Origin of the sequence: Endozoicomonas sp. ALD068 (assembly GCF_049310145.1) — a bacterium.
Lineage (GTDB): Bacteria > Pseudomonadota > Gammaproteobacteria > Pseudomonadales > Endozoicomonadaceae > Endozoicomonas_A.
In genome coordinates this window covers 1,408,286-1,432,516 of sequence record NZ_JBLYNU010000004.1, presented here as the reverse complement: position 1 = coordinate 1,432,516, position 24,231 = coordinate 1,408,286, and the positions used below count along the sequence as shown (strand labels likewise).

At 46.2% G+C, this 24,231-nt stretch carries 13 protein-coding genes; 7 read left to right on the top strand and 6 right to left on the bottom strand.

The features are described 5' to 3' along the window. Positions 1-15: 15 nt before the first annotated feature. The 5 genes from ACO6V5_RS04930 to ACO6V5_RS04910 form a co-directional block, all read right to left on the bottom strand. Complete coding sequence (locus tag ACO6V5_RS04930; protein ID WP_422412788.1) at positions 16-3,072, bottom strand: efflux RND transporter permease subunit; 3,057 nt, start codon at positions 3,070-3,072, stop codon at positions 16-18. 2 nt (positions 3,073-3,074) lie between these two features. Then, positions 3,075-4,220: an efflux RND transporter periplasmic adaptor subunit gene (locus tag ACO6V5_RS04925; protein ID WP_422134063.1), complete on the bottom strand. Its 1,146-nt coding sequence runs from the start codon at positions 4,218-4,220 to the stop codon at positions 3,075-3,077. A 174-nt stretch (positions 4,221-4,394) separates the two neighbouring features. Beyond that, positions 4,395-5,105, bottom strand: a complete 711-nt coding sequence (locus ACO6V5_RS04920; RefSeq protein WP_422134064.1) for a TetR/AcrR family transcriptional regulator — start codon at positions 5,103-5,105, stop codon at positions 4,395-4,397. A gap of 61 nt (positions 5,106-5,166) precedes the next feature. Beyond that, positions 5,167-7,506 (bottom strand): ATP-binding protein, encoded by a 2,340-nt coding sequence (locus ACO6V5_RS04915; RefSeq protein ID WP_422134065.1) that lies wholly within the window; start codon positions 7,504-7,506, stop codon positions 5,167-5,169. 529 nt (positions 7,507-8,035) lie between these two features. Further along, positions 8,036-9,742, bottom strand: a complete 1,707-nt coding sequence (locus ACO6V5_RS04910) for a mechanosensitive ion channel domain-containing protein (protein ID WP_422412784.1) — start codon at positions 9,740-9,742, stop codon at positions 8,036-8,038. 251 nt (positions 9,743-9,993) lie between these two features. On the opposite strand from ACO6V5_RS04910, the gene ACO6V5_RS04905 reads away from it, so the two are divergent. After that, the gene (locus tag ACO6V5_RS04905) at positions 9,994-10,401 is read left to right on the top strand and encodes a hypothetical protein (RefSeq protein WP_422492058.1); all 408 of its coding nucleotides are present in this window, start codon (positions 9,994-9,996) and stop codon (positions 10,399-10,401) included. Here ACO6V5_RS04905 and ACO6V5_RS04900 read toward each other — a convergent pair. Next, the gene (locus ACO6V5_RS04900; RefSeq protein WP_422441856.1) at positions 10,288-13,542 is read right to left on the bottom strand and encodes an ankyrin repeat domain-containing protein; all 3,255 of its coding nucleotides are present in this window, start codon (positions 13,540-13,542) and stop codon (positions 10,288-10,290) included. The two genes, ACO6V5_RS04905 and ACO6V5_RS04900, sit on opposite strands and share 114 nt — an antisense overlap. A 283-nt stretch (positions 13,543-13,825) precedes the next feature. Here ACO6V5_RS04900 and ACO6V5_RS04895 point away from each other — a divergent pair, with 283 nt between their 5' ends. From ACO6V5_RS04895 to ACO6V5_RS04870, 6 genes are all read left to right on the top strand, one after another. Beyond that, a complete protein-coding gene (locus tag ACO6V5_RS04895) occupies positions 13,826-15,274 on the top strand; it encodes a hypothetical protein (RefSeq protein WP_422441857.1) in 1,449 nt (482 codons plus the stop codon). A gap of 264 nt (positions 15,275-15,538) precedes the next feature. Continuing rightward, a complete protein-coding gene (locus ACO6V5_RS04890; RefSeq protein ID WP_422413826.1) occupies positions 15,539-17,953 on the top strand; it encodes a hypothetical protein in 2,415 nt (804 codons plus the stop codon). Between the two features lie 192 nt (positions 17,954-18,145). Further along, positions 18,146-19,405, top strand: a complete 1,260-nt coding sequence (locus tag ACO6V5_RS04885; RefSeq protein ID WP_422413824.1) for a hypothetical protein — start codon at positions 18,146-18,148, stop codon at positions 19,403-19,405. Positions 19,406-19,595: 190 nt separating this feature from the next. Next, positions 19,596-21,074, top strand: a complete 1,479-nt coding sequence (locus ACO6V5_RS04880) for a hypothetical protein (RefSeq protein WP_422441858.1) — start codon at positions 19,596-19,598, stop codon at positions 21,072-21,074. Between the two features lie 170 nt (positions 21,075-21,244). After that, positions 21,245-22,813 carry a hypothetical protein gene (locus tag ACO6V5_RS04875; protein ID WP_422409307.1) on the top strand — a complete coding sequence of 523 codons (1,569 nt, stop codon included), beginning with the start codon at positions 21,245-21,247 and terminating at the stop codon, positions 22,811-22,813. A gap of 96 nt (positions 22,814-22,909) precedes the next feature. Then, positions 22,910-24,187, top strand: coding sequence for a hypothetical protein (locus tag ACO6V5_RS04870; protein WP_422409305.1), 1,278 nt, complete (start codon positions 22,910-22,912; stop codon positions 24,185-24,187). The last annotated feature ends 44 nt before the right edge of the window (positions 24,188-24,231 follow it).

Below are 24,231 nucleotides of genomic sequence, written 5' to 3'. Positions count from 1 at the left end.
TAGAGAGCAACGGCCTTATCCGTCATAGCGAACCTTGTAAAGCAGCGAATAAGTCACAGGCAGTACGATCAGTGTCAAAACGGTTGCAAAGCCGAGACCAAAGATAATAGTCACCGCCATTGAACTGAAGAAAGCATCAAACACCAGCGGTATCATACCCAGCATGGTGGTCAATGCAGCCATGCAAACCGGGCGTACCCTGCTGACAGAAGCATCAACAATGGACCTGGCAAGGTTGCCGGTTTTCTCTTCTTCAATGTTGATTTGTTCCACCAGGACAATGCCATTCTTGATCAACATACCTGAAAGACTCAGTAAACCAAGCAGCGCTGTGAATGTGAAAGGCATATTCAGTAACAGCAAACCTGCCGACACCCCGATGACACCCAGAGGTACGGTAAACCAGATAGCCAGTGGCTGCCGAACCGTACTGAACAGCAAAACCGTAATAATAAACATTATCAGGTAACCCATCGGCAATGACTTAAAGATGCTGCTCTGGGCATTACTGGACATTTCGAATTCACCGCCCCATTCCAGGGTGTAACCTTCTGGCAGGCTGATGGACTCAATTTTATCCTTGAGCCTCAATCGAACCGATTCGGGGGTTTCACCTGTGAAGGGTCTTGCGTCTGCCATGACCGTGAGAACACGCTTCAGGTTACGACGCACAATCAGCGGATTTTCTGTAGCCGATTCGAAGCTGCTCACGACCTGAGCTACTGGCACAAAGGCATTACGCTCCTGGCTCCATACCTGAAGATCGGTCAGGGTATTGGCGTTCAGGCGTTCTTCCTCCGGAGCTCTGGCTATGATCGGCAACAGATGACTGCCATCCCGATACACACCCACCTGCTTGCCGGTAAAGTTCACCAGCAAGGCTTCATCCAGCGTCTGTTTTGAAATACCGCTTCGGCGGCCTGCCGCTTCATCAAACTGAGGACGGGCAATGGTAACCTGCTCTCTCCAGGACTGTCTCACGTCTACGGCTGAGGGCTCTTCCTCCATGATGGCCATGGCTTTGGCGCCCAGTTCCCGAAGAATAGCGGGGTCTGAGCCGTAGAACCTTGCTTCTATGTTGGCGGCGGGTGAAGGACCGTTCTGCAACAGCTTGAACTTGAATTCAATGCCCGGGTATTTGGCGTTCATAGCCTTTTCCATGGGACCAATCAGCGCTTTCATCCGATCCCTTTCATCAACCTCGATAATCAGCTGTCCGTAGCTGCTGTAACTCTTTTCCGGAGCATATGTCAGAATAAAACGCTGAGCCCCCCTGCCCATCACCGAAGTGACATTCACGACGCCCTCGTAAGTCAGTACATCCTGCTCAAGTTGCTTGATGGCTTCTTCAGTGGCACGAATATCACTGCCTTCCTGCATCCAGACATCGACAAAGAAGATCGGTGTATTTGAAGGAGGAAAGAAAGACTGCTTAACATAACCAAAACCGACAATGGCCGTGACCAGAGCGGCCACCGTCAATAACAGAGAAATAATTCTGTGCTTCAGGGCTTTGTTCAGAAACCAGCGATAAAAAGAGAACAGAGCGCCTTTATAGGGATCAGATTCACTGCCCACCATGGCCTCGGACGGTTCCTTGAATACCAGATGACAGAAAAAAGGTGTCAAAGTGAGAGCCAGAACCCAGCTGATCATCAGGGACAAAAACAGCACCTGAAACAGGGAAACCATGAAATCACCGGTGGTATCAGGTGACAGACCAATGGGCGCAAAGGCGATAATGGCAATCACTGTCGCGCCCAGCAAAGGCCACTGATTCTGAACCACCACCTGCCTGATGGCGTCCATTCGGGAAAGCCCTCTGTGCAAACCCACCAGAACCCCTTCGGTGACCACAATAGCATTATCCACCAGCATCCCCAGGGCAATGATCAATGCCCCGAGTGAAATAAGCTGCAAATCGACTCCCAGCAAGTTCATGCCGATGAAAGTGCCCAGAATGGTCAGCAACAGAATACCACCCATTAACAGACCGGAACGCAGACCCATGGCAAACAGCAAGACAACTATGACAATGGCAATAGCTTCAGCCAGACTGATCAGAAAGCCATTTACTGAAGCTCTGACCACTTCAGGCTGGTCATAGACAGTGGTAACATCGATCCCTACAGGCCGGCTTGACTCCAGTTCGGCCAGACGGGCATTAACGGCATCTCCCACATCCACTACGTTCACGCCCTTGGCAAATGAGATGCCCAGAGAAATCGCCTGCTCACCATTACTTCGATAAAGGTTTTGAGGCGTGTCATCAAAGGTAGTGTGAACATCAGCAATATCACCCAGGTAGATCAGTTCAGTGGTGCCGGGTGAACTGACCAGCAATTCTTTCAACTCACTGATGTCCCTGAACTCTCCCGTGGGATGAATACGTACCGAAAAGCCATCAATAAACATCTTTCCGGCATTGGACACAACATTCTGATTTTGGATCAAACTGAAGATATAGGCCGGATCGACACCCAGGGCGGCGGCTTTGGGCTGAGAAATCTCAATAACCACCTGTTCATCGACCGTACCCGCCAGGCTGACTTTCTTGACGCCGTCGACCAGAGAGAGTTCACGTTGAAGAAAGTCGCCATAACTTTCCAGCTCACGATAATTAAAGTCGCGGCCACTGATGTTCAGCATGATGCCAAAGACATCACTGAAGTTATCATTGACACTCGAAGGCAAGACACCCGGAGGCATAGACGACTGGGTATCATTGACCTTACTGCGAAGCTCATCCCATATTTGCGGCTGATCGCTGGCCGTGAACTCATCTTTCAGCTCTATCATGATCTGGGAGAGACCGGCACTGGAGACAGAATCGATATTCTTCACGTATTCCATCTCCAGAATGGCCCGTTCCAAAGGTAAAGTGACCTCTTCTTCAACCTGCTGGGGTGAAGCTCCGGGATACGCCGTGTTGACCATCGCCTGGGGAATCGGAAATTCCGGGAACTCCAACTTGCCCAGACCAAAGAAGGATACCGTACCGCCAATCAGCAGCAGGACCACAAACATCCAGCTGATCACTTTGTTTCGAATCGAATACTCAGCAATATTCATGCTTACAGCCCCCGCTCACGCTGCAGTGGCTTGACAGTCATGCCGGGGCGCAGCCGATTAACACCGGCTGAAACAATGCGCTCACCTTCTTTGAGCCCTGAAGTGACTTCGATACCCGACTGGAGAATGGTACCTGTGGTCACTGCAACCGGATTCACGGTGTTATTATGCTCATCGTATATCCAGACCTGCTCCCTGCCGCTGGTATTGTCTTTCAAAACCGCCGACAGAGGCACAATAAAGTGCTGACCGCCGTTGCTTCCCGGTGAAACTTTTGCCAAATCCATTGTCAGGGTTGCGCCCATGCCGGGATAAACCGTTAAGTCTTCAGGAATAGGCATGGTGAAAACGGCTTCATAGGACTGGGTACCGGGGCTCACTCTGGTGGCGTGCTCTTTGTAACTGACTTTGTATTCCGTACCGGGTCTTCCGGCAAAAGTGACCGTCGGCTGATAGCTGAAATCCACCTCCTCTTCCCGGACATTGGCGACAATACTCTCCGGAACCTGAATACTGACATCCAGGGTATTGCTGCCCTCCAGAATAAGAATGGCCTGCTGCGCCTGAACAAACTGATAATTCTCTACCAGAGTCTGGGCAACCCGACCATCAAACGGCGCCTTGAGTACAGAGTACTTCAATTTATCCCTGGCCAACTCCAGGGCGGCTCTGGCTGACTTGAGTTTGGCGTTGGAGTTATCCAGCTCGGACTGAGAGACCACTTTTTTCTGATAGAGCGATTTAATCCGTTTATTGTCCGTTTCTGCCAGATCAAAATCTGCCTGTCGGGCAGCCAGCTCATTGCGAATATCACGGTCGTCCAGCCTGGCCAGCAACTGCCCTTTCTTAACCTCTTCAGCCTGTTTGACAGGAAACTCCACCAGTTCGCCGGGAATACGGAAAGAAATCTCGGCTTCCTTGCTGGCATAGACCTTGGCCGGAAACTGTCGTAAGTTGCCGGCATTGGAATCTTCCACCTTGAACAGCTTCACTGGACGAGTCACCACTTTCTGTTCTTCCTGTGGCTGCGAGCAACCTGAAAGAACCAGAACCGCAGCGACCAGTGACGTCAGAAGGAATGGCGAGTAACCCAACTTGTTGTTATTGATTGAAGCCTTACCTTTGGGCAGGCTGAACATCGATTTCATAAACTTTCTCCCTCGCGGACACAGGGCATCCCAACCCCGAATATCATTCGCAAAACAGCCTAAAAAATCCCCTGCGTGAGGGGATCAACATAAACAGCAATAAGCAAAGAAAAACACTCTGTGCCAGCTGCACATTTCAGAAATGGCAAATCAAACCGTGTTAAAGTAAGACTTTCAGTAGTCTGCTTCAAGGACTGTATAGCTAGTCACAACGCCCACCAGCTGATTAAGCCGTGATCTGGGAACGACAGAATGAAGATTCCAACCCGCCAGATAACGTTCAATATTTGACAAGTGCAGATCCACTCCGTCGTCTTCTCGAAAGTCTGCATTGAAAACGCCAAAGCCTGACTCCTTAATCTGATAAAGACCGCAGGACAAGCCCCAAAGCCCCATCAACAGCTCAGCAACCAGCGCATCAGAAACGCCTTCATAGCCATTCTCAACAAGCGTCAGCCGAACCAGAGCCCTGAGCTGATTGTCAATATAGTTACCCAACTCATTCATGGCATTGCTGCGATTGGCAGAGGCTCTTTGCCAGATACTCGGGTTCATGGCCAGCTGACTGAGTGAAAAGTGCTCCGGATTATCCTGATTCACTTGCCAGAGGCAGAGACAGATCATGACCATCTTTTCGACTGAAGCCAGATCCGTATCCAGAACACGATGCAGCACCTGAATTTTTTGCCGGGCCAGAAAATAAGCGCACCCCAGAAGCAGATCTTCTTTACTGGAGAAATGAGAATAGATGGCTCCCATGGAGCACTCTGCCGCCTGGGCAACATCGGACATTCGCAGATCGAGGAAACTTTTCTCTTTCATCAGAAGGAGTGTGGCAGCAACGATCTCGGCTTCTCTCTGAATACGTTTCTGCTGTCTGGACATAAGGACGCTAATACTTGGAAATAAAAACGAATAATATTCGTTTTTGCTCAACTGACACAAGTTATTTTTTAGATTGGAAGGAGCCACGATCCGGATTTTTCACATTGCTGAATGGGTTCCCACCAAACGCTCCCGGCAAACTTTGCTGTTTGAGCTGATCCTGCAGTCCGAACTCCGCAAAGTCCGGGAACATATGCGCTAGCCGCTCCCTGACACAGACCTCATTATAGTTAAGAGATAAATATGGCTGATTTAAAAAAACCCGTACAGATTTTAACAATAATAAGCGGTCATTGGTTTTGACCACCAGCTTCAAGCCTTCGTTGTGTACTCTCTGAATAACATTTAAGAACTGCTTGATATGAGTATCATCATCAATAACATCACACTCCATAAAAACAGCCTGATGCTGTGTTTTGGTTAAATCTCTGAGATCGTAATCCGGGCTTACAACATATCTTCCGGGTAAAAAGGGGCTCCCCACCTGGCGGATCTGTTCGGCCGGAATACTGAGTACTCTGACCAATTCGTCTATTGATACTGCGTGTTCAGTGATCACTGCTGCCGCATTGCGGCCGTGATACTGAGCCAGTTGCGATATTGCATCAGCAGCCTGTACTTCAGGGCTGTGCCACCATCGGGAACGGTGACTGTCTCCCTGCAAATCGCTCAGATAAAGAAAATTATGTGCGTAGTCGGTTAAGGGATCGATATTGCAAGGGAATGCAGCTTTGACAGGAATATGATGATTTGAACTGACCATGATGGCCTTATCATAATTCATCACATGTTTCATTGTTTTTGCCAGAAGTTGTTTGCTAAAGCCATCGCTGCGGGCATCATCGATGACCACCAAATCTTTACCGGCAAGCATTTCGTCGATCTTTACATACCATCGCACTATATCAGCCTGTAAGTGCTGATAAAGCTCACCTAACTTATCTGCGTCCAGATACAGGGTGTTGACACCATACTTGGCTGCTTTTTTGGTAACAGCTGCACAAAGATGTGTTTTTCCTATTCCTGGTGATCCGGTCAGGAATAGTCCCATGGACTTTTTACACCGGGCTTCACCCTGATTATTAATCACAGCGTGCGTGAACTTCAGGGCCTTCTCATGCATGAGTTCCTGCTGTGTTGAATAGGGTTTGTATTGATCTATATCAGCATCAAGATTTTCAGTGTGGAGCTCTGACCCGTAATGCACCGGCTTTGGTTCCATAGTCGCAGTGACAGACAAAAGCGGTTGACGGTGCCAGACTTGATCGCACTGGGACAAAAAATATTCCCAGAACTCAGTATTAAAGCGAGCCGCAATAAGGATACCACCAATAGGGTGGTCATAGGGCAGGATATCGCTGGCCCGCTCTGTATAGTTCGTTCTCCCCTCTTTAATGGCAAAAATTGTCTCAGGAGTCTGTGGTTTATTGTAGCCATCAATCAGTATTTTTTTGACCTGATCGTAGGTTTTCGGCTCATCAAATACACCCGGACCAAACCCCAGATAGAGATTCTGTCCGCTGCTGTTTTGCCCGGTGCATACCAGATTGAAACCGACAGAACGACCATTTGCGTGCTTCAAATCGTAGCCCTCTACGCCCTGAATATAGAGGAAATCACCTTTTTTTATCTGCTGTTCTGACTGCTCAGTGCTCCCTGAACCTTTGTAAAACTCAAGATAATTAAACAGATGATGGAGAGGGTTGCTAAAATCGGTCAGTTTTAAAGATTCGCCTTCTTTTGCGAGTTCTTGGAAGGATTCATAAACATGGCTGATGTGACTGAAAAGGTCGCAGGAAATTCTAAACTTTGAGATCGGTGCGCCAAAGATGCGGTCGAATTCGTCTGTGCCAATGATGGTTTCTATGGCCCGATACTGACAGGCCAAAAGGGTCATTGCACAGTCTGCAGTGGTGGGGCCATGAAAAAAAGCATTCAGACACTCACTTGGTTTATGCCCATTATCCCTTGCTACAAAGCTACGCCTGTTCATCGTGTCAAAATATTCCGGTAGTGAGTGCGCCCCGAGGTAGATACTTTTTGTCAGCTTGCGAAGTTCGAGGGCCAGATAATCCTCCCGATAAAAAATACCCAGACGTTTTTCTTCTTCTGCCCAACAATTATCCGCTTGGTGACAAAAGCTTGTCGTGACTGAGCCCCGTTGATCGTATGGTGTGTTAACAAGCTGGAGCCAGTGAATTGTTTTTTCGGCGAACTGCTCAGCAAAGGGTTTAGTACTGAGACTTTTCGGGAAGGCGTTGTAAGGGGGGGTTATCTGGTGTAAAGATTTGATATGATCTCTAAAAACACACTTATCGTGGTATGAGACTTTTTTAAAAATTGAGTCAAAGAGGACAGGAAAGCCTGCGCCAATTCCAACACCATCGTTTCCCCCATTCATTATATTCGACTTCTGCACGCATGAATCCACCTTTTCATTAGGGTCGTCATGAGTGAACTCCGCACCAGAAGATAATACACACCTGGACGTAATAGCTGTCTGTATCGGTTTCCCATTGATATCGATTGGTTTAAAAAGTTTTGAATCATCTTCATAATCTAATGACAAAGATGATACAAGCCTTGAGGGGTTACCCAAAAATGTTTTGGTATTCCCTACTTCAGAAACTCTTTCAGTAGACTCTCCTGCCGGGAATTGGAGATTTGTGCCGGGTTGAAAGCTTGCAGGTTCAGTATACATATTTCTTATCCTCCATTTCTTATGCTTGCTGTTAATACCTTTTTGAAGTCAGCATATTTAGTCAGCACGTTGAATCCTGCCTGAGAGTATTTCAGGTAATCTCAGGAGAGCGTGCTTGTATAAATATGACACTAAAGTCCTAATATCTTTGACAACGAAGAAATGATTTAGTTCATTGCTAAATGGAGGTGTTCGGTTCAGGAGTTTGAACCATGGCCTACAGAATTGCTCACTGACAGCCTGTTACCTGCTCGCCCGGCAGGTCTGCTGGCGCCTTGCTATAAAAATGAAGCTCCCGTTGCGGGAATGGAATGGTGATACCTTCCCGGTCAAACCGGACTTTCACCTCACGGGTGATGTCCCAGTATACATCCCAGTAGTCGTCAGTTTTTACCCAGGGACGAACCACAAAATCCACAGATGACTCGTTGAGAATATTCAGACGAATGATGTGCTCCGGTGTTTTCAGTATTTTCTGGTGGCTGCAGACAATATCTTCAAGAAGGCTTTCAACCTGCTCAACATTGTCTCCATAAGCAACCCCAAAGACCATATCGACCCGGCGGATGCGCTCCGATGTGATGTTCTTAATGGTTTCTCCCCAGATTTTGGCATTGGGTACCATAAAGACCTGATTATCAAAAGTGCGAATTGTGGTGTTGACCAGACTCATTTTGCCCACTTTGCCTGCAACACCTCCGGCCTCAACATAGTCACCCACATCAAAAGGGCGATAGATCAGGATCATCATACCGGAGGCAAAATTGGACAGGGTATCCTGCAGGGCAAAACCGATAACGATACCGGCCACACCCAGACCGGTCAGTACCGGTGTTAAATCCAGTCCCACCTGTGCCAGGGCAAACAGGAGGCCGAAAACCACCACCAGGTTACCGCCAACACTGATAAAGAAATCCTGAACCAATGTACTGAAACGAGCTTTCTTTAGAGTAACGGCCCGGGATATCCCCCGCCGAACCAGACGAGATAGCATTATGGTGACTGCCATCAGAGCGACAAACAGTAAGAGGCGGGAGAGTATGCCGCCCAGATTGGATTTAAACCAATGAATCAAATCACCCCAGAGTCCGGCAATGACCGTGTGCAATGTTTCGATGTTAACGACGGCTTCTGCCAGATTACCGGTAGTTTTGAAAATCAGTTCATTATACTGTTCCACCGGCAGTCCCTGTTCTTGCATCATTATCACGATCTGTTTCAGATTCGCCACGGCACTGCGAACCAGACGGTCCTGAGTGGCAATTTTACTTTCCAAAGAACTTCGGGCATCTGCAGGAAGGGATTTCAGCTCCGTCTGTAACAACTCTTTCTGGCGGTTATTATTACGGAGATAGGTAGCCATAAACTCAGCGTAAAGGGTTATCTCCCGGTCAAGTTGCTGTTGCGCAGCGGCGCTATTGACCTTCCAGCTTTTCAGTAATTTCAGGTTATCCAGCCGTTCATTCAACAGCCAGTTTATGTAGGCGTAGAAGTCGTTGATGTTGAACAACACCAGTAACTGCTCATCGGCACTGGCTTTCTCATATTGTTCAAACAGTTTGCGCAGATCAGTTGAGGCGGGGGTTAGCCGGGCTTCAAAAAAGCGGTTTTCTGCGTTCACCACCTCTTCACCCAGCTTTATGGTCTCTGGGGTATTAATAGCCTGAACCTGGTCAAGGAAATCATTAACCAGACCAGTAGTGGTGCGAATATCGGAAACGACTTGTTGCTGAATTAAATCGCGGGTCATCTCAGAACTGGTATCCTCCCAGTTGGCCTCCATCTGAACCACCCGTTTGCTGGCAGCTTCAATATTGCTGATGACCGAAGCCTGTGAAGCAACAAGCTCGGTTGCTGGCAGGGACTGGCTAGTGGTGTTTTCTGCTAAGGCGCTGAAAGAAAAAAACAGGAATATCCAGATAAGGTTTCTGAACATCGGAAATCTCCGAAAAGAACAAGAGTCTCTGTTCCAGTTTAGGTGGTGATGGGATTCCCTATGTGAAAATTTGGCACCTGAACTTGAATTCCGGTCTTGCCTTATAGTCGTCAGTCGTCGTTTATAAGTATAACCTGATTCACTCCGGTAAACTACTTCATGATTACCCTTATGGAGGCTGTCGCAAAACTCCAACAACTCGTTACCACGCTCTGAGGGTGTCGCGAAACTCTCTCCAGCGTGGGAACGAGTTGACTCCCGTCATTCCCGGCTTCATTCTCGTCATTCCCGGCTTCATTCTCGTCATTCCCGGCTTCATTCTCGTCATTCCCGGCTTCATTCTCGTCATTCCCGGCTTCATTCTCGTCATTCCCGCGAAGGCGGGAATCCACACTGACTCACCACCAGAACCATACTGCCCGGTGCCCCCCTGGCCTTGTCATCCCCGAGAAGGCAGAGATCCACCGTTGGCGCTGGATTCCCGCCTTCGCGGGAATGACGACCTCATAGCATGGGAACGAGCTGTTGGAGTTTTGCGACACCCTCTATGGCAGCAGTTTTTTATAGCGACCAAATTGAAGCAGCGCTGCCACCACCTTGTTATTGAAAGGCTTATTCACATGCATTTGCTGCAGCCTGAAGTGATGGTTTGTTATTGAGTCCTTGTCCAGGCAGCTATCAATATAATCAGCCAGGGCTTGCTCAGAAGGATCAAGCGCTGCGAGCAACGCCTTTTTTTCAATCCCGCCCAGTTTTTCTGCTTTATGTAACAGGCTCATAATGGTGACTGGCCGCAATTGCAAAGGCGATGGCTGGGGGTCTGCCCATACAAAATCCAACGCCTCATTTTCAAATTCAAACTCGTTGGTCTTTATCTTGTCAATATAAGAAACTGCCTCTGCATAGCGACCTTCCCTGACAAAATTGGACAACTTTTTAAGGACTTCAATCCCGGTGCCTTCCCTTTCCATCTGTAGCTTGCAGGAAAAGGCCAGGGCCTTTAAAGCCTCCAGTGGCACTCCCATGTCCTGGGCCACTGGCGTATTTCCATAGGGAAGGAGAGAAAGATGGGGTTGGCCACTTTGCAACAGAGTCGTGGTCAGATTGGCACCTTCACTTAACACCGGGAACCGGGTGCTTTGCACCAGCTTATTGAAACTTTGCTGCGGCAGACTGGGCATAAGACACAGTAACCATTGGCTCCTGCCCGAGGCCATCAAAGAGGCCCGGTCCTGCTGATCCCGAAAGTCAACCAGTGTAAAGCCCGTGGTTCTGGTGATTTCTTTTAACGAACTCATTCCATTTTCATCCATATATTCATCTCCCTCTCTATCCTTATCCCTAAAAGCGCTGACCGTGGTGGTCACCACTACCGGGAGGGCGTCTGCTGCCTGACCCTGATTTATTTTAATAGCACTAAGCCAATTGCTTAGTATCGTTGCTTTATTCTGGCGCAGAACAGTGTGCAAACCATAAACTACTGCAATTTGTATTTTTCCGTTGGCAGATAAATCACAAAGATCATCAATAGCAGAGATTAATGTTGCTCGATGGCTATCGACGGATTCGATGGCTGTTTCCGTTCCCTGTGGTTGCAGATCTTCGCCGGGAATAATGGCGTTTGCCGGTAGATGCAAAGAGACGATATTACAATCAGACACTGCATCCTTGTCGTAAATGGAAGTTGTGGGTGATTTATCGGTGAAAGTGGATTTCGAAACGTTGCAAGGCTGTGACCATAGAGAGTATTCGTTATTTTCATCATTCATTTTAACCGATGTTTTGGTATCCAAATACATCGTTTCATGCTCAATGAAAAAACGATAGGGTTTTAAAGTAATGTAGGATTCTTGTATGCATCCCAATTGCCAGTAAAGCATTTCGGGTCGAAAAAATGAAAGGGTAACGGCTGCATTGATTTTATTCTCGCTTCGAAGATTACAGCTGGAAATGATAACCCTGGTGTCTTTTATATAAATTTCCTGAATGTCCTGATTAATCTTTATTCCTGGCAGCAAGTAAGCCAACATTGATAATGCTATTCGCTGTTTCTTTAAGTATCCTGCCTGTTCTTTATGATTAAATTTTTGTCGTGTAATGAAATCACTGTAATCCGGGGGTGACAATTGCGCATGAATAGTTTTGGCGCCCAGGTCAACAAGGGTTTTAATGAGTCCAACCGATGCCACGGTATCACCCATAGACATGAATTGACTTTTTTTATCTAAATTTTCTTCAATGATACAATGTACATACACCCCTATTTCCTGCAACCCACTTAACAAGGCTTTAACCTGTGGCAAATATTTGTCGGATGATGATCTCTCGGCAAAACTGTTGTCGGGCTGATCCGATAAATTTTCTCCCCTGATATTTTTATTGAAAATTTTATCTTCTTCCTGCTGCAAGGTCTGTTGGAATAGCGTTTTATCGAAATTCTTCACCGGGCAAAACGGCAACTTCACTTTCTCCCGGGCCTCTCTGATCAGTTTTGCACAGATACCATTTTCTTTACTCTGAAATTCAGAGGCATATCCCATTTTCGTCAGTCGATTTATGAAGAACGGCTGCTCGAGAAGATATTTTAGAATTTCATCATGGCCACGTTTTATAGCCAGCTGAGTTAGCGGCTCCAAGTCATTTAAATAAACCTCGTCAGGTGTGAAAGTATCTGGACAGGTTTGAACGAGCCATTTTACACAATCCAAATGCCCACACTTTACCGCATGGCGAAGAAGGCTATTGGGTCGAAAAAAAGTACCCGCGTTTTTTGCACTGCTGATAATAACTTCTGCACACTGCTTATGACCATTTTCCATCGCCAACCCAATAAGGGAATAATTGCCAACAAACAGATTCCGGATACTTTCATACTCAAGCATGGCCATTAGGCCGGCTTTATTGCCGTGTTGCGCTGCCAGATGAACCGGTGTGGCTCCTGATTTGTCTGTTGCCAGCAGTTCTTTTTCCAATAATGACAAGTTGGGGCAATTATCCAGAAAAAATCTCAAAAAATTATTTTGTTCTTCTTTGGCTGCGATATGCAGAGGTCGTTCGCCGTTATTATTTGTTGCCTGCAACAGCTGCTGAACTCTACTAACCAACAGCCGAGATAAGTCATCATGGCCGTGTAGCAGCGCCAGATGCAGGACGGAGTTACCTTCTTCATCTCTAATAGCTAAAGCAAGGGGGTTTTTGCTAATGCATTCTTTTACGCTTTCTGTATCCCCCTGCCTTATCAGGTTTATCAGGACTTGCGGGGAGGAGTTATCCGCAAGATTGCGCTGACGCCATGGTGCCTCCTTCGAAGAGACTTGCAGTTCCGCCATCTCCATCATCACTTGTTGCATCAGCACATTACCAGATGATTCCGGGAGTGCTTTTTTACTTTCGGGTCTGGAGTAAGGATGACCAAGAATGGAGCGAGCCTGGATCAGTCTTACTGTTCTTGTAGCGCGTAAGCTTTCAGATGGCATAAAGCTTTGACTATGCCGTAATGCCACGCTCTGGACAGAAGGTATTCCGGTAGCCGGGGCTGTTACGGGATTGTGCTTTTCAGATGTGTTTTTATCACCACCATTCAGGTTTACTGGATTGGAAGATGCCCCTCCTTTTGGCAGCATTGTTGTTTCCCTCCTGAAAATCTTGCCAGCATCAGCCAGCTTTTTTAATGCACGCTGTCTTTTTTTTGACAACTGATAAATAAGGAAGTTCAGACTCAGGAAACTTTTATTCGATACCAGAACAGCCTCACCAAGTGTATCTTCGTATTGGATGCAGCCCACCGTAACAAGGTTCATTTTATAGATTGAACTAATAGCTGGTACTTTGGTCTAAATAAAAAAGAACAGACTTTAATCATTACAAGCTGAATAAACGTTTTTAATCTAATTGCATAAGTACCTGGCCAGTTGGTTTCGCATATTCTGGCGAGTGGATTTTTTCATCCTTCAAGGCGCAACGACGGGCGCGTAGCCATAGCTACGCAACCAAAGTTGGAACGCAGAAGGGTGGAAAAAGCCGCCGTCCAGAATATGCGAAACCAACTGGTTAGGTACTTATTCATAGACAAGGAGAAAAGTCATGATTAACAGTATGAACACTCTCAAATCTCTCGTTCCGACGACAATACAGGGAAACACTAGAGAAACTCCCGCTGGTAAACCTGATGATGTTTCGCAAAAACATGACATCACTCCTCATTTAAAAACCGACGGCAACGAAATTCAACAACAGACCGTCAATCTTTCAAGCCGAACGGTTGCTGATTTGAATTCAGACTTAAACGACTCTGACATCAGCCCGCCGCCCCTTCCACAAGAGGAAATCGCAAAATTAGCAAGCAAAACTGAGACAGGACAAAAAACGGCAAAAAAACGTCGTTTACTTGAAGTAGATGAGTATTTTGTGGCAATTTTTCATTCCCTGGCGGAGCGACCCACGAATGCTCCTTCCAAACAGTACACGGGCAGTTCCGAGCGTAAGAATTGGGAGCATATGAATAATAACCCCCGGGGCAACTACTATGCGAGCTATGCCAATGTACCGCTTGGGAATGAACCGGAAACTGTCCAGATTGGCAACCAGCAACTGATTACGCTGGATACTTCGCAATCATTTGTTGATAAGGCTCTGGAGGCAAAGAGGGAAGATCTGGAATACTATAACTTCAGCTTTCTGGTTGATTTTTTAAACGAAAACAGCTCAATCAAATACATTGTTGATATTGGCTGTGATAACGGAAAAATATCCCTGTTAATGCAAAACTATCTCAATGAAAAGGGAATTCAAATTAAAGTGATTCCTGTTGATATTGCCAATACCTATGACAATGTATATTGCGACGACAAGCCACTGCCCATTAACATTATCCCGGCTCAGGAAATTGTTGGCGCTACACCGGCAACTACTTTGTTTACCGCAATACACCCTTTTACTGGCTTCGTGGATGAAGTAAAAGAACTGAGCAGGGAGGTTACACAGGGGAAAACCGACTATTACATCACTACACTCATAAAAAACAATCCTGGCTGTTTTGTCCTGGCCACCGAAGACCCTAATTCATCCTCCCCCCAGCGTTATATTCCCCCGGAACTGGTGTACACCAAGCATTATCACGCCTACGCGAATAGCTTTTGGATAAAGTGGCTGGAGGATGATGACAGGGTGCCTTTTTACCAGGAAAAAGCTGAAGAAATGAACTCAGAAAACGGTAATATTCACCGGTTAAACCAATTACTGGCGAAACTTCCCGAACAGCGGGATGGTTATCTGGCTTCGATCTCCCAAATTACAGATCGAATAAAAAGTTACATACTCAAAGAGCCAGAGAAATTCTGGCCAGATAATATCTTCAACTTGCATATTAATGACACATTATTCATGGCAACTAACAAATCTTCCGAATGTATCACATTCGAAAGCATCGAAGATGAGATAAAAAGAAATAGATTGGAGATGCATTGCTGGCATGTCTATCGCCAGGATATCAATGCCTCAGAAGTTTCCGGCCAGGCAGGGAAAGAGCCCTAACTTTCAGATTGAAGCTACAATGCAGCCCGATTTTGTTGAAAGCATAAATTGAGATTAAGCTCTGTTGTTGGCGATGACTCTCTGTCAGATAGTCTACCCTTTATCCGGCATCGCATTCGTTAGGGCTGATCCATATCTGGACAACGAAAGTAATGGAACAGTTGGTATTACGGAGAGCCCATCGGCAATAATTTTTATGTTCTGTCATAGTTACTTATCAATGGCTTCCTGACCGGTATTGTGAAAGACAGATATTGGGGTGACATGAACAAAATACATTGCACACTGGCTATTTGCAGGCTGCTCTTATTCTGTCTTATGATGCAGGCGACAATACAGCAGGCAATGGCTGTGGGTAGTCTCAGTGAGCCCATTTCACTGAGTTCGCTGCTACCCTTGATGGCCACTGTTTACCGGAATATTCCCGAAGCAAAGAACCTGTTGCCAGAACAGAATCCGTCTTATCTGAACAACGTCGTAAAATACATTGATCCAACTGAACATTGTCACCGACCCTGGTTTTTTGCGAGCAATGGCCATGACAGATCGGATAACAATGACCTTGACCCGGTAAAAAAACCGTTAACCCGCCTCCTCCCTGCTCCCTTCCCCCTGTCAATCCGTTACGCTGAGCCCGGCATTTCGGTTTTATTTCAGGATTCAATCTGGCTAAGGCTTAATCAGGAAGAATCGCTGGCTCTTGTGCCTGCGGAGTTTCCTGCCGTGGCGAAAGTCAGCGATATGGCCGATGAAAACTGGCCGCAACTCATTGCCGTTGAGTCTGTTTACAGTGATACCGGCGGTGTCAGATCTGTCTTCAGGTGGGCTAATCAATGGCTGCTGAACTCGTTATCTGATGACCCTTTATTAAGATTTATCGCACTCATTCACGGGGTAGCCTTTCATGTGCAGGACAGTCATGGACAAGTGTCATACATCATCCAACAAAACGGCAAGCTGTTATTCATCAGCAGGCTCGAAGCCTGCCTAAGGTTCAGTCAGTATGGCCAAAGTTTTCTTGAGTCGCTGTATCCGGAGATTTTCGGCCCGTCGCTGCCAGCGGGTGGTGGCTGGCATGAATGGAGCCGCTTCATTCGCAAGCAGCCTTTTCATCCCCATGAGAGGCCTGAACAGGATGCCAATATCCGTTCTGGTGCTCAAAGGCCCTTAAATCCTGCAGGTGGAAATAATGAAAGAAACGATGGATCAACGGGTTCTGACACTCACGCAATGGGTCACTCAGAACGCAGCTCAGAACAAACCCCGGAGCCCTGCACAGCATCTACCGTAAGGAATGGAAGGCAAGAGCAGATAAACCAGCAACGCCAGTATTGTCATATTTGCACCGAGCCCATTACCAGAGGTCCCTCAGACTGTGAACACAGCTGCCCAACGGCCTTCATGAAGAACCAAAAAGTGGCGAAAAAGCGCCGTTTACAAGAAGTAAAAGAGCATTCTGAACCCACCATACCAGCTAAGAAGCCCCGCACTTTTGCGACAGCCTCACGTAGCCAGTCATGTAGCCAGTCACTTAGCCAATCACTTAGCCAAAGTCTCGCTGAGACCAGTGAACACATTGAACAAGATAAACATATCCCACAGCAGATCACTCCCTCCACGCCATACCCTGATACTTCCGGTTACAGACGCGTATATACCTTGATGGATAATGATATCCAGCGCAATTATCGCGCGAGACATGCCAATGTACCGGTGACGGTTGAACCGGAAACTGTCCGGATTGGCAACCAGAATCTGATGACGCTGGATACTTCGCAGCCCTTTGTTGACAAAGCCCTGGAGTCACACAGGAGCAATTGGGAAGAGTTTAACTTCGACTACCTGATTGACTTTTTACGTAAAAACAACACCATCGAATACATTGTTGATATTGGCTGTGGTGGCGGACAAACATCCATGTTAGTACAAAACGTTCTCAACGAAGAGAAGTTCAAGATCAAAGTAATTCCCGTAGACGTTTACAATTATTACGACGATGAAGCTGTCAAGTCACTGCCCATCAACATAATAGCGGCCCAGGAAATTGTTGGCGCTACACCGGCAAACACTCTGTTTATCGCCATACACCCTTTTACCGGCCTCTACACTGAATCAAGAGAGCTAAGCAGGGACATTACACAGGGGAAAACTGACTATTACATCACCACACTCATAAAAAACAATCCCGGCTGTTTTGTCCTGGCCACCGAAGACCGCTGTGCCTCCTCACCGCAGCGTTATATTCCCCCGGAACTGGTGTACACCAAACATTATCAGGCATTCGTATACAGGATTCCGTTGGAGACCGATGAGGCCAGGACCTTTCGTCAGGCGAAAGCTGCGGAAATGAATTCAGAAAACGGTGATATCTACCGGCTAAACCAGTTACTGGCAAAACTGCCTGAACAGCGCCAGAGTTATCTGGCTTCGATCGACAAAATTACAGGTCGGGAACAACAGCGAATACTCAGAACGCCTTCTAAATTCTGGCCGGATGCCATCTTCAAGTTGCATCTTAATGGCAACCTGTTTAAAGAAGTTGGCAGAACTCTCAGAAGTATCAAACGTGAAGTAAAAAATAATAAATTGGAGATGCTTTGCTGGCATGTTTATCGCCAGGATATCAATACCTCAGAAGTTGCCAGCCAGGCTGTTAAAGAACCCTCTTGCTCAAATTGAAGCTACCAGACAGGTTCGGATGTATAGCTCTCAGAAACCCTGTGAATGCAGCCCCTACAGAAGAAGATTCGGTTTATGGATTGAACCAAAAACTTGTACCTTGGTCTAAATAGATAAGCACTGATCATTATCGGATCAAGCTGAATAAACGTTTTTAATCTTTTTGCATACTCATCGACAAGGAGAACAGTCATGATCAGAGGTATGGACACTTTCAACTCTGTCGTTCCGACGACAATACAGGGCAATACTGAAGAAACTCCCCCTGGTAAACCTGATGATGTTACGCAAAAACATGACATCACCCCTTATCTGAAAACCGACAGCAAAGAAATTCAACAACAGACCGTCGATCTTTCAAGCCGAACGGTTACTGAGTTGAAGACGCCTTCCAGACCTTATTACGGTTCATCCAGATCGATTAATGTCATTATGGATAATAATGCCATTGGCAATTACTTTGCTACCTATGCCCATCTATCGGATAAGGATAAACCGGAAACGGTCCGAATTGGTGGTCAGGAACTGATGACACTGGATCCTTCGCAATCATTTATTGATCCTGATCTGGCGGAGAAAAAAAGCTTTTTGGATTCATTTAACTTCAACTTCCTGGTTGATTTTTTGAAAAAAAACGACAAAATTGAATACATTGTTGATATTGGCTGTGGTGACGGAAAGATATCCCTGTTAATGCAAAATCACCTCAGGGCGCTTGGATCGAAGATCAAAGTCGTTCCTGTGGATGTCAACAATTCTCACACTGAATATAACGACAACAAACCAATCCCCTTCAACTTAATTCCGGCCCAGGAAATTGCTGGTGCTTCACCGGCAACTACCTTGTTTACCGCCATACACCCTTTTACCGAGCTGGGGTCTACAGCAAACAGACTGAGCAGGGAGATTACACAGGGAAAAACTGAGTATTACATCACCACAGTGATAAAAAATAATCCCGGCTGTTTTGTCCTGGCCACCGAAGATCTGCACACATCCTCCCCTCAGCGTTATATTCCTCCGGAATTGGTGTACACAAAACATTACCATGCCTACCCGATTTGCTTTGGCATGGTCTGTTCTGAGCCAATGTCTGTTCGTCAGGAAAAAGCCGCAAAAATTAATTCAGAAAACGGTGATGTTAGCCAGTTAAACCAGTTGCTGGCAAAACTTCCCGAACAGCGGGATAGTTATCTGGCTTCAATCTCCAAGATTACAGATAATATAAAAGAGCACATACTCGAAGAGCCAGAGGAATTCTGGCCAGATAACATCTTCAAGTTGCATATTGAAGATACATTATTTAAGGCAGCTATCGAACCTTTCGAAAGCATCCAATATGAACTCACCAGAAATGGATTGGAGATGCGTTGCTGGCATGTCTATCGTCAGGATATCAATGCCTCAGAAGTTTCCGGCCAGGCTGTTAAAGAACCCCCTTTTTCAAATTGAAGCTACCAGGCAGGTTCGGATGTATAGCTCTCAGAAATCCTATGGATGCTGGCCCCCTAGAATAGGGTTCGGTTTTGGATTGAACCATTAACTTGTTCATTGGTCCAAATAGATAAGCACTGATCATTATCGGATCAAGCTGAATAAACGTTTTTAATCTTTTGCATACTTATCGACAAGGAGAACAGTCATGATCAGAGGTATGGACACTTTCAACTCTCTCGTTCCGACGGCAAAACAGGGCAATACGAAAGAAACTCGTCCTGGTAAACCTGATGATGTTGCTCAAAAACATGACATTACCCCTCATCTGAAAACCGACGGTAACGAAATTCAACAGCAGACTGTCGATTTTTCAAGCCGAGCCGTTACTGATTTGAATTCAGGTATAAACAACTCTGACACCAGCCCATTGCCCAAACCGCGCGAGGCAGATGCAAAAGTAGCCAGCAAAACTGAGACAGAGCCAAAAGTGGCGAACAAACGCAGTGCACAAGAAGTCAATGAACGTTTTGATCCCAACGTACCAAAGAAGCGCAAAACTTTTAAGATGACCTTGCACAACCAGAGCGTCCCTGAGACCAGTGAACACATTGGACAAGATAAACGTCCCACACAGCAGAACACTCCCTTAACGCCATACCCTGATACTTCCGGTTACAGACGCGTATTTGCCTTGATGGATAATAATACCCGACACAATTACTGTGCGAGACATGCCAATGTAACGGCTGAGGTTGAGCCGGAAACTGTCCGGATTGGCAACCAGAATCTGATGACCCTGGATACTTCACAATCATTTGTTGATCCAGACCTGGAGTCAGACAGGAGCAATTGGGAGGAGTTTAACCTCAGCTACCTGCTCGATTTTTTGGATAAAAACAAAACCATCGAATACATTGTTGATATTGGCTGTGGTAGCGGAGGAATATCCCTGTTACTGCAGAACGTTCTCAACGAAAAGAATTTCAAGATCAAAGTAATCCCTGTAGATGTTTACAATTATCACGACGATGAAGCTATCAAGTCACTGCCCATCAACATAATAGCGGCCCAGGAAATTGTTGGCGCTACACCGGTAAACACTTTGTTTATCGCCATACACCCTTTTACCGGCCTCGACTATGAAGTAATAAAGCTAAGCAGGGACATTACACAGGGGAAAACTGACTATTACATCACCACACTCATAAAAAACAATCCCGGCTGTTTTGTCCTGGCCACCGAAGACCGCTGTGCCTCCTCTCCACAGCGTTATATTCCCCCGGAACTCGTGTACACCAAACATTACCAGGCATTCGTATACAGGATTCCGTCGGAGACCGATGAGGCAAAGGCCCTTCGTCAGGAGAAAGCTGCGGAAATGAATTCAGAAAATGGTGCTATTTACCGGTTAAACCAGTTGCTGGCAAAACTGCCTGAACAGCGGGATAGTTATCTGGCTTCGATCAATAAAATTACCAGCTGTCAACAGCAGCAAATACTCAGAAAGCCTTCTGAATTCTGGCCAGATGTCATCTTTGAGTTGCATATTAATAATGACTTATTAACGGAAGTTGGCAGAACTTTTGAAAGTATCAAACGTGAAGTAGAAAATAATCAATTGGAGATGCTTTGCTGGCATGTCTATCGTCAGGCTATCAATCCCTCAGAAGTGGCAAGCCAGTAGGCGAAAAAAGCCCGATTTTTAAATTGAAGGCCCCAAACGGCACAGTTATCCCTGAAGAGCCTGAGTTGAACTAAGCGGTGATATTTTGGTCTAAACAAACAATTACAAATTTTAACCCATTCAAGGTGAATAAAGTTATTGATCTTGTTGCATAGACGTGGAGACTAGTCATGATTCGTAGTACGGGCACAGCCAATTCTCCCATTCAGACGGCAAAACAGGGCAGTACAGAAAAAAAAACCTCTGGCAAACCTGATGATATTGCGCAAAAAAATAACATCACCCCGAAAACCGACGGCAACGGAATTCAACAACGACAAACCATAAGTCTTTCGAGCCGAGTGATTACTGATTTAAATTCGGACTCAAACAACCCTGAAATCAGTCCATCACCCTCCTCTCTGCAAGAGACTGTCGAAAAAGTAGCAAGCAACGCTGTGACAAAGCAAAAAGTGGGTAAAAATCGTCGTTTACAAGAAGTAGATGGGTATTTTGAGCCACTTTTTAACGCCATATCAGCGAAGCGACCCACTTTAGCGACAGCTTGGCATTGCCAGAGCGTCCCTGAGGCCAGTGGACCTATTGGACAAGACAGACGTGCCACACAGCAGATCGCTCCCTCCAGACCATACCCTGGTCATTCCAGTTACGAGTCTGCCTTTATGGATAACAGTCCCCGCAGCAATTTCTCTGCAACCTATGCCAATGTACCCGTTACGGTTAATCCGGAAACTGTCCAGATTGGCAACCAGCGGCTGATTACGCTGGATAGGTCGCAAGCATTTGTTGATCCAACCCTGGTGGAAGACAGAATTGATTCGGAACTTTATAACTTCAGTTTTCTGGCTGATTTTTTACGCCAAAACAACACCATCGAATACATTGTCGATATTGGCTGTGGTAATGCAGAAGCATCCCTGTCAATGCAAAACTATCTCAACGAAAAGACATTACCAATCAAAGTGATTCCTGTGGATGTCAGCAATGCTTATGCCGGTAAATCTGACGTCGCCACGACACTGCCCATCAACCTGATACCGGCCCAGGAAATTGCTGGCTCTGCACCGGCAACCACTTTGTTCACCGCTATTCACCCTTATACCGACACAGGCTCAGTAGCAAGACGACTGAGCAGGGAGATTGCACAGGGGATGACTGACTACTACCTCACCACGCTGATAAAAAACAATCCCGGCTGTTTTGTCCTGGCAACCGAAGATCCCTACCTCTCCTCGCCCCAGCGTTATATTCCTCCTGAGCTGGTTTACACCAAACATTATCAGGCATTCGCGAATGACATGAAGCTGGATGATTATGAAACAAACCCCAACCAAGAGGCAAAAGCCATGAGAATGAATGCAGAAAAAGGTGATATTCACCGGTTAAACCATTTGCTGGCAAAACTTCCTGAAGAGCGGGCCCATTACCTGGCCTCGATCCCTGCAATTAAAGAAAAATTACAAGTGGAATTGCCCGGAAAACCTGAGCGAGCCAGGCCAGACAAGATCTTCAAGTTGTATCTTGACAAGATGGCATCTACCAAGGGTTTCAGGTTATACCGTGATATTAAATATGACCTGGTAAAAAATGGATTGGAGATGCGTTGCTGGCATGTCTATCGTCAGGATATCAATGCCTCAGAGGTTTCCAGCCAGGCTGCTAAAGAGCCGTATTTTTCAAATGGAAACTACCAGACAAACTACCAGACAGTCCGCTTTATGAATGGAACTCAGTATTAATATTTTGGTCTGAAGAGAAAACGCAAAACTTTTATCAGTTCAAACTGAATAAGGATTTTTGATCTTATTGCTTATTAATCAACATGGAGAACCATAGTGATTAGAGATATGGAGACTTCTCATTTAAACGTCAAGACGACAGAACAGCTCAGTACTGAAAAAACTCCCCCTGACAAACCTGTTTATTGCAGGCAAAAACAAGAGGTCAACCCTTTTCTGAAAACCGATGGCAACGAAATCCACGAGCAACAAGTCTTCAGTCTTTCCTGCCGTAACGTTGCTGATTTGAAGACTCCTTCCAGGCCATATCCCGGTACTTCCAGATGTACATCAGTCTATATGGATAATAATCCCCGGGGGAACTACTCGGCTACCTATGCCAATCTACCGGAAACAGTTACACCGGAAACAGTCCGGATTGGTAATCAGCAACTGATCACGCTGGATACTTCGCAACCATTTGTTGATTCGGATCTGGCGGCAGAAAGGCGCTTTTTGGGATTGTATCACTTCGACTTTCTGGTTAATTTTTTATACCAAAACAACCAAATTGAATACATTGTTGATATTGGCTGTCACCGCGGAACAATATCCTTGTTAATGCAAAACTATCTCAATGAAAAGGGATTGCGGATCAAAGTAATTCCTGTGGACGTCCGTAATGATTATGCCAATGAAGCTGACGGTGCCAGGGCACTGCCCATCAACCTGATCCCGGCCCAGGAAATTGCCAATGCTTCACCCGCAACCACTTTGTTTACTGCCACACACCCTTATACCGGCTCAGGCTCAGGAGCAAGAAGACTGAATAAGGAAATTAGAAAGGGGATCGCTGACTTTTATCTCACCACACTGATAAAAAATAATCCCGGCTGTTTTGTCCTGATCACCGAAGATCCTTATGTATCCTCACCACAGCATTATATTCCCCCGGAACTGGTGTATAGCAAGCATTACTATGCATACCCGAACTTCCTTGTTCCAGCGGCTTGTGAGACAGAGAAAGCCATTCGTCAGGCAAAAGCTGCAGAAATGAATGCGCAAAGCAGTGATATTCACCGGTTAAACCAGTTGCTGGCCAAACTTCCTGAAATGCGGAACAGCTATCAAGCTGAGATTTCTGCATTGAAAGATCAATTACAGCCGGAAATAGTCAAAAAGCCCGATCGATTTTGGCCAGATGAGATCTTCAGGTTATATCTTGATAAAAGGTCCTTTACCGAAGGTATCAGGCCTTATGATGATATCCAATATGACGTAAAAAGAAAGGCATTGGAGCTGCGTTGCTGGCACGTCTTTCGTCAGGATATAAATACCTCAGAAGCCTGTGGATACAGCCCCCCAGAACAAAGTTCGGTTTATGGATTGAACTAATAACTTGTACCTTGGTCTAAATCTATAAGCACTGACCATTAATG

What these genes read in the sequence shown, in the direction of transcription:
- ACO6V5_RS04885 (WP_422413824.1), top strand. Translation starts at nt 18,146, where the DNA reads ATGATCAGAGGTATGGACACTTTCAACTCTGTCGTTCCGACGACAATA.
- ACO6V5_RS04875 (WP_422409307.1), top strand. Translation starts at nt 21,245, where the DNA reads ATGATTCGTAGTACGGGCACAGCCAATTCTCCCATTCAGACGGCAAAA.
- ACO6V5_RS04910 (WP_422412784.1), bottom strand. Translation starts at nt 9,742, where the DNA reads ATGTTCAGAAACCTTATCTGGATATTCCTGTTTTTTTCTTTCAGCGCC.
- ACO6V5_RS04880 (WP_422441858.1), top strand. Translation starts at nt 19,596, where the DNA reads ATGATCAGAGGTATGGACACTTTCAACTCTCTCGTTCCGACGGCAAAA.
- ACO6V5_RS04915 (WP_422134065.1), bottom strand. Translation starts at nt 7,506, where the DNA reads ATGAATGGGGGAAACGATGGTGTTGGAATTGGCGCAGGCTTTCCTGTC.
- ACO6V5_RS04925 (WP_422134063.1), bottom strand. Translation starts at nt 4,220, where the DNA reads ATGAAATCGATGTTCAGCCTGCCCAAAGGTAAGGCTTCAATCAATAAC.
- ACO6V5_RS04895 (WP_422441857.1), top strand. Translation starts at nt 13,826, where the DNA reads ATGATTAACAGTATGAACACTCTCAAATCTCTCGTTCCGACGACAATA.
- ACO6V5_RS04930 (WP_422412788.1), bottom strand. Translation starts at nt 3,072, where the DNA reads ATGAATATTGCTGAGTATTCGATTCGAAACAAAGTGATCAGCTGGATG.
- ACO6V5_RS04890 (WP_422413826.1), top strand. Translation starts at nt 15,539, where the DNA reads ATGAACAAAATACATTGCACACTGGCTATTTGCAGGCTGCTCTTATTC.
- ACO6V5_RS04920 (WP_422134064.1), bottom strand. Translation starts at nt 5,105, where the DNA reads ATGTCCAGACAGCAGAAACGTATTCAGAGAGAAGCCGAGATCGTTGCT.
- ACO6V5_RS04900 (WP_422441856.1), bottom strand. Translation starts at nt 13,542, where the DNA reads ATGAACCTTGTTACGGTGGGCTGCATCCAATACGAAGATACACTTGGT.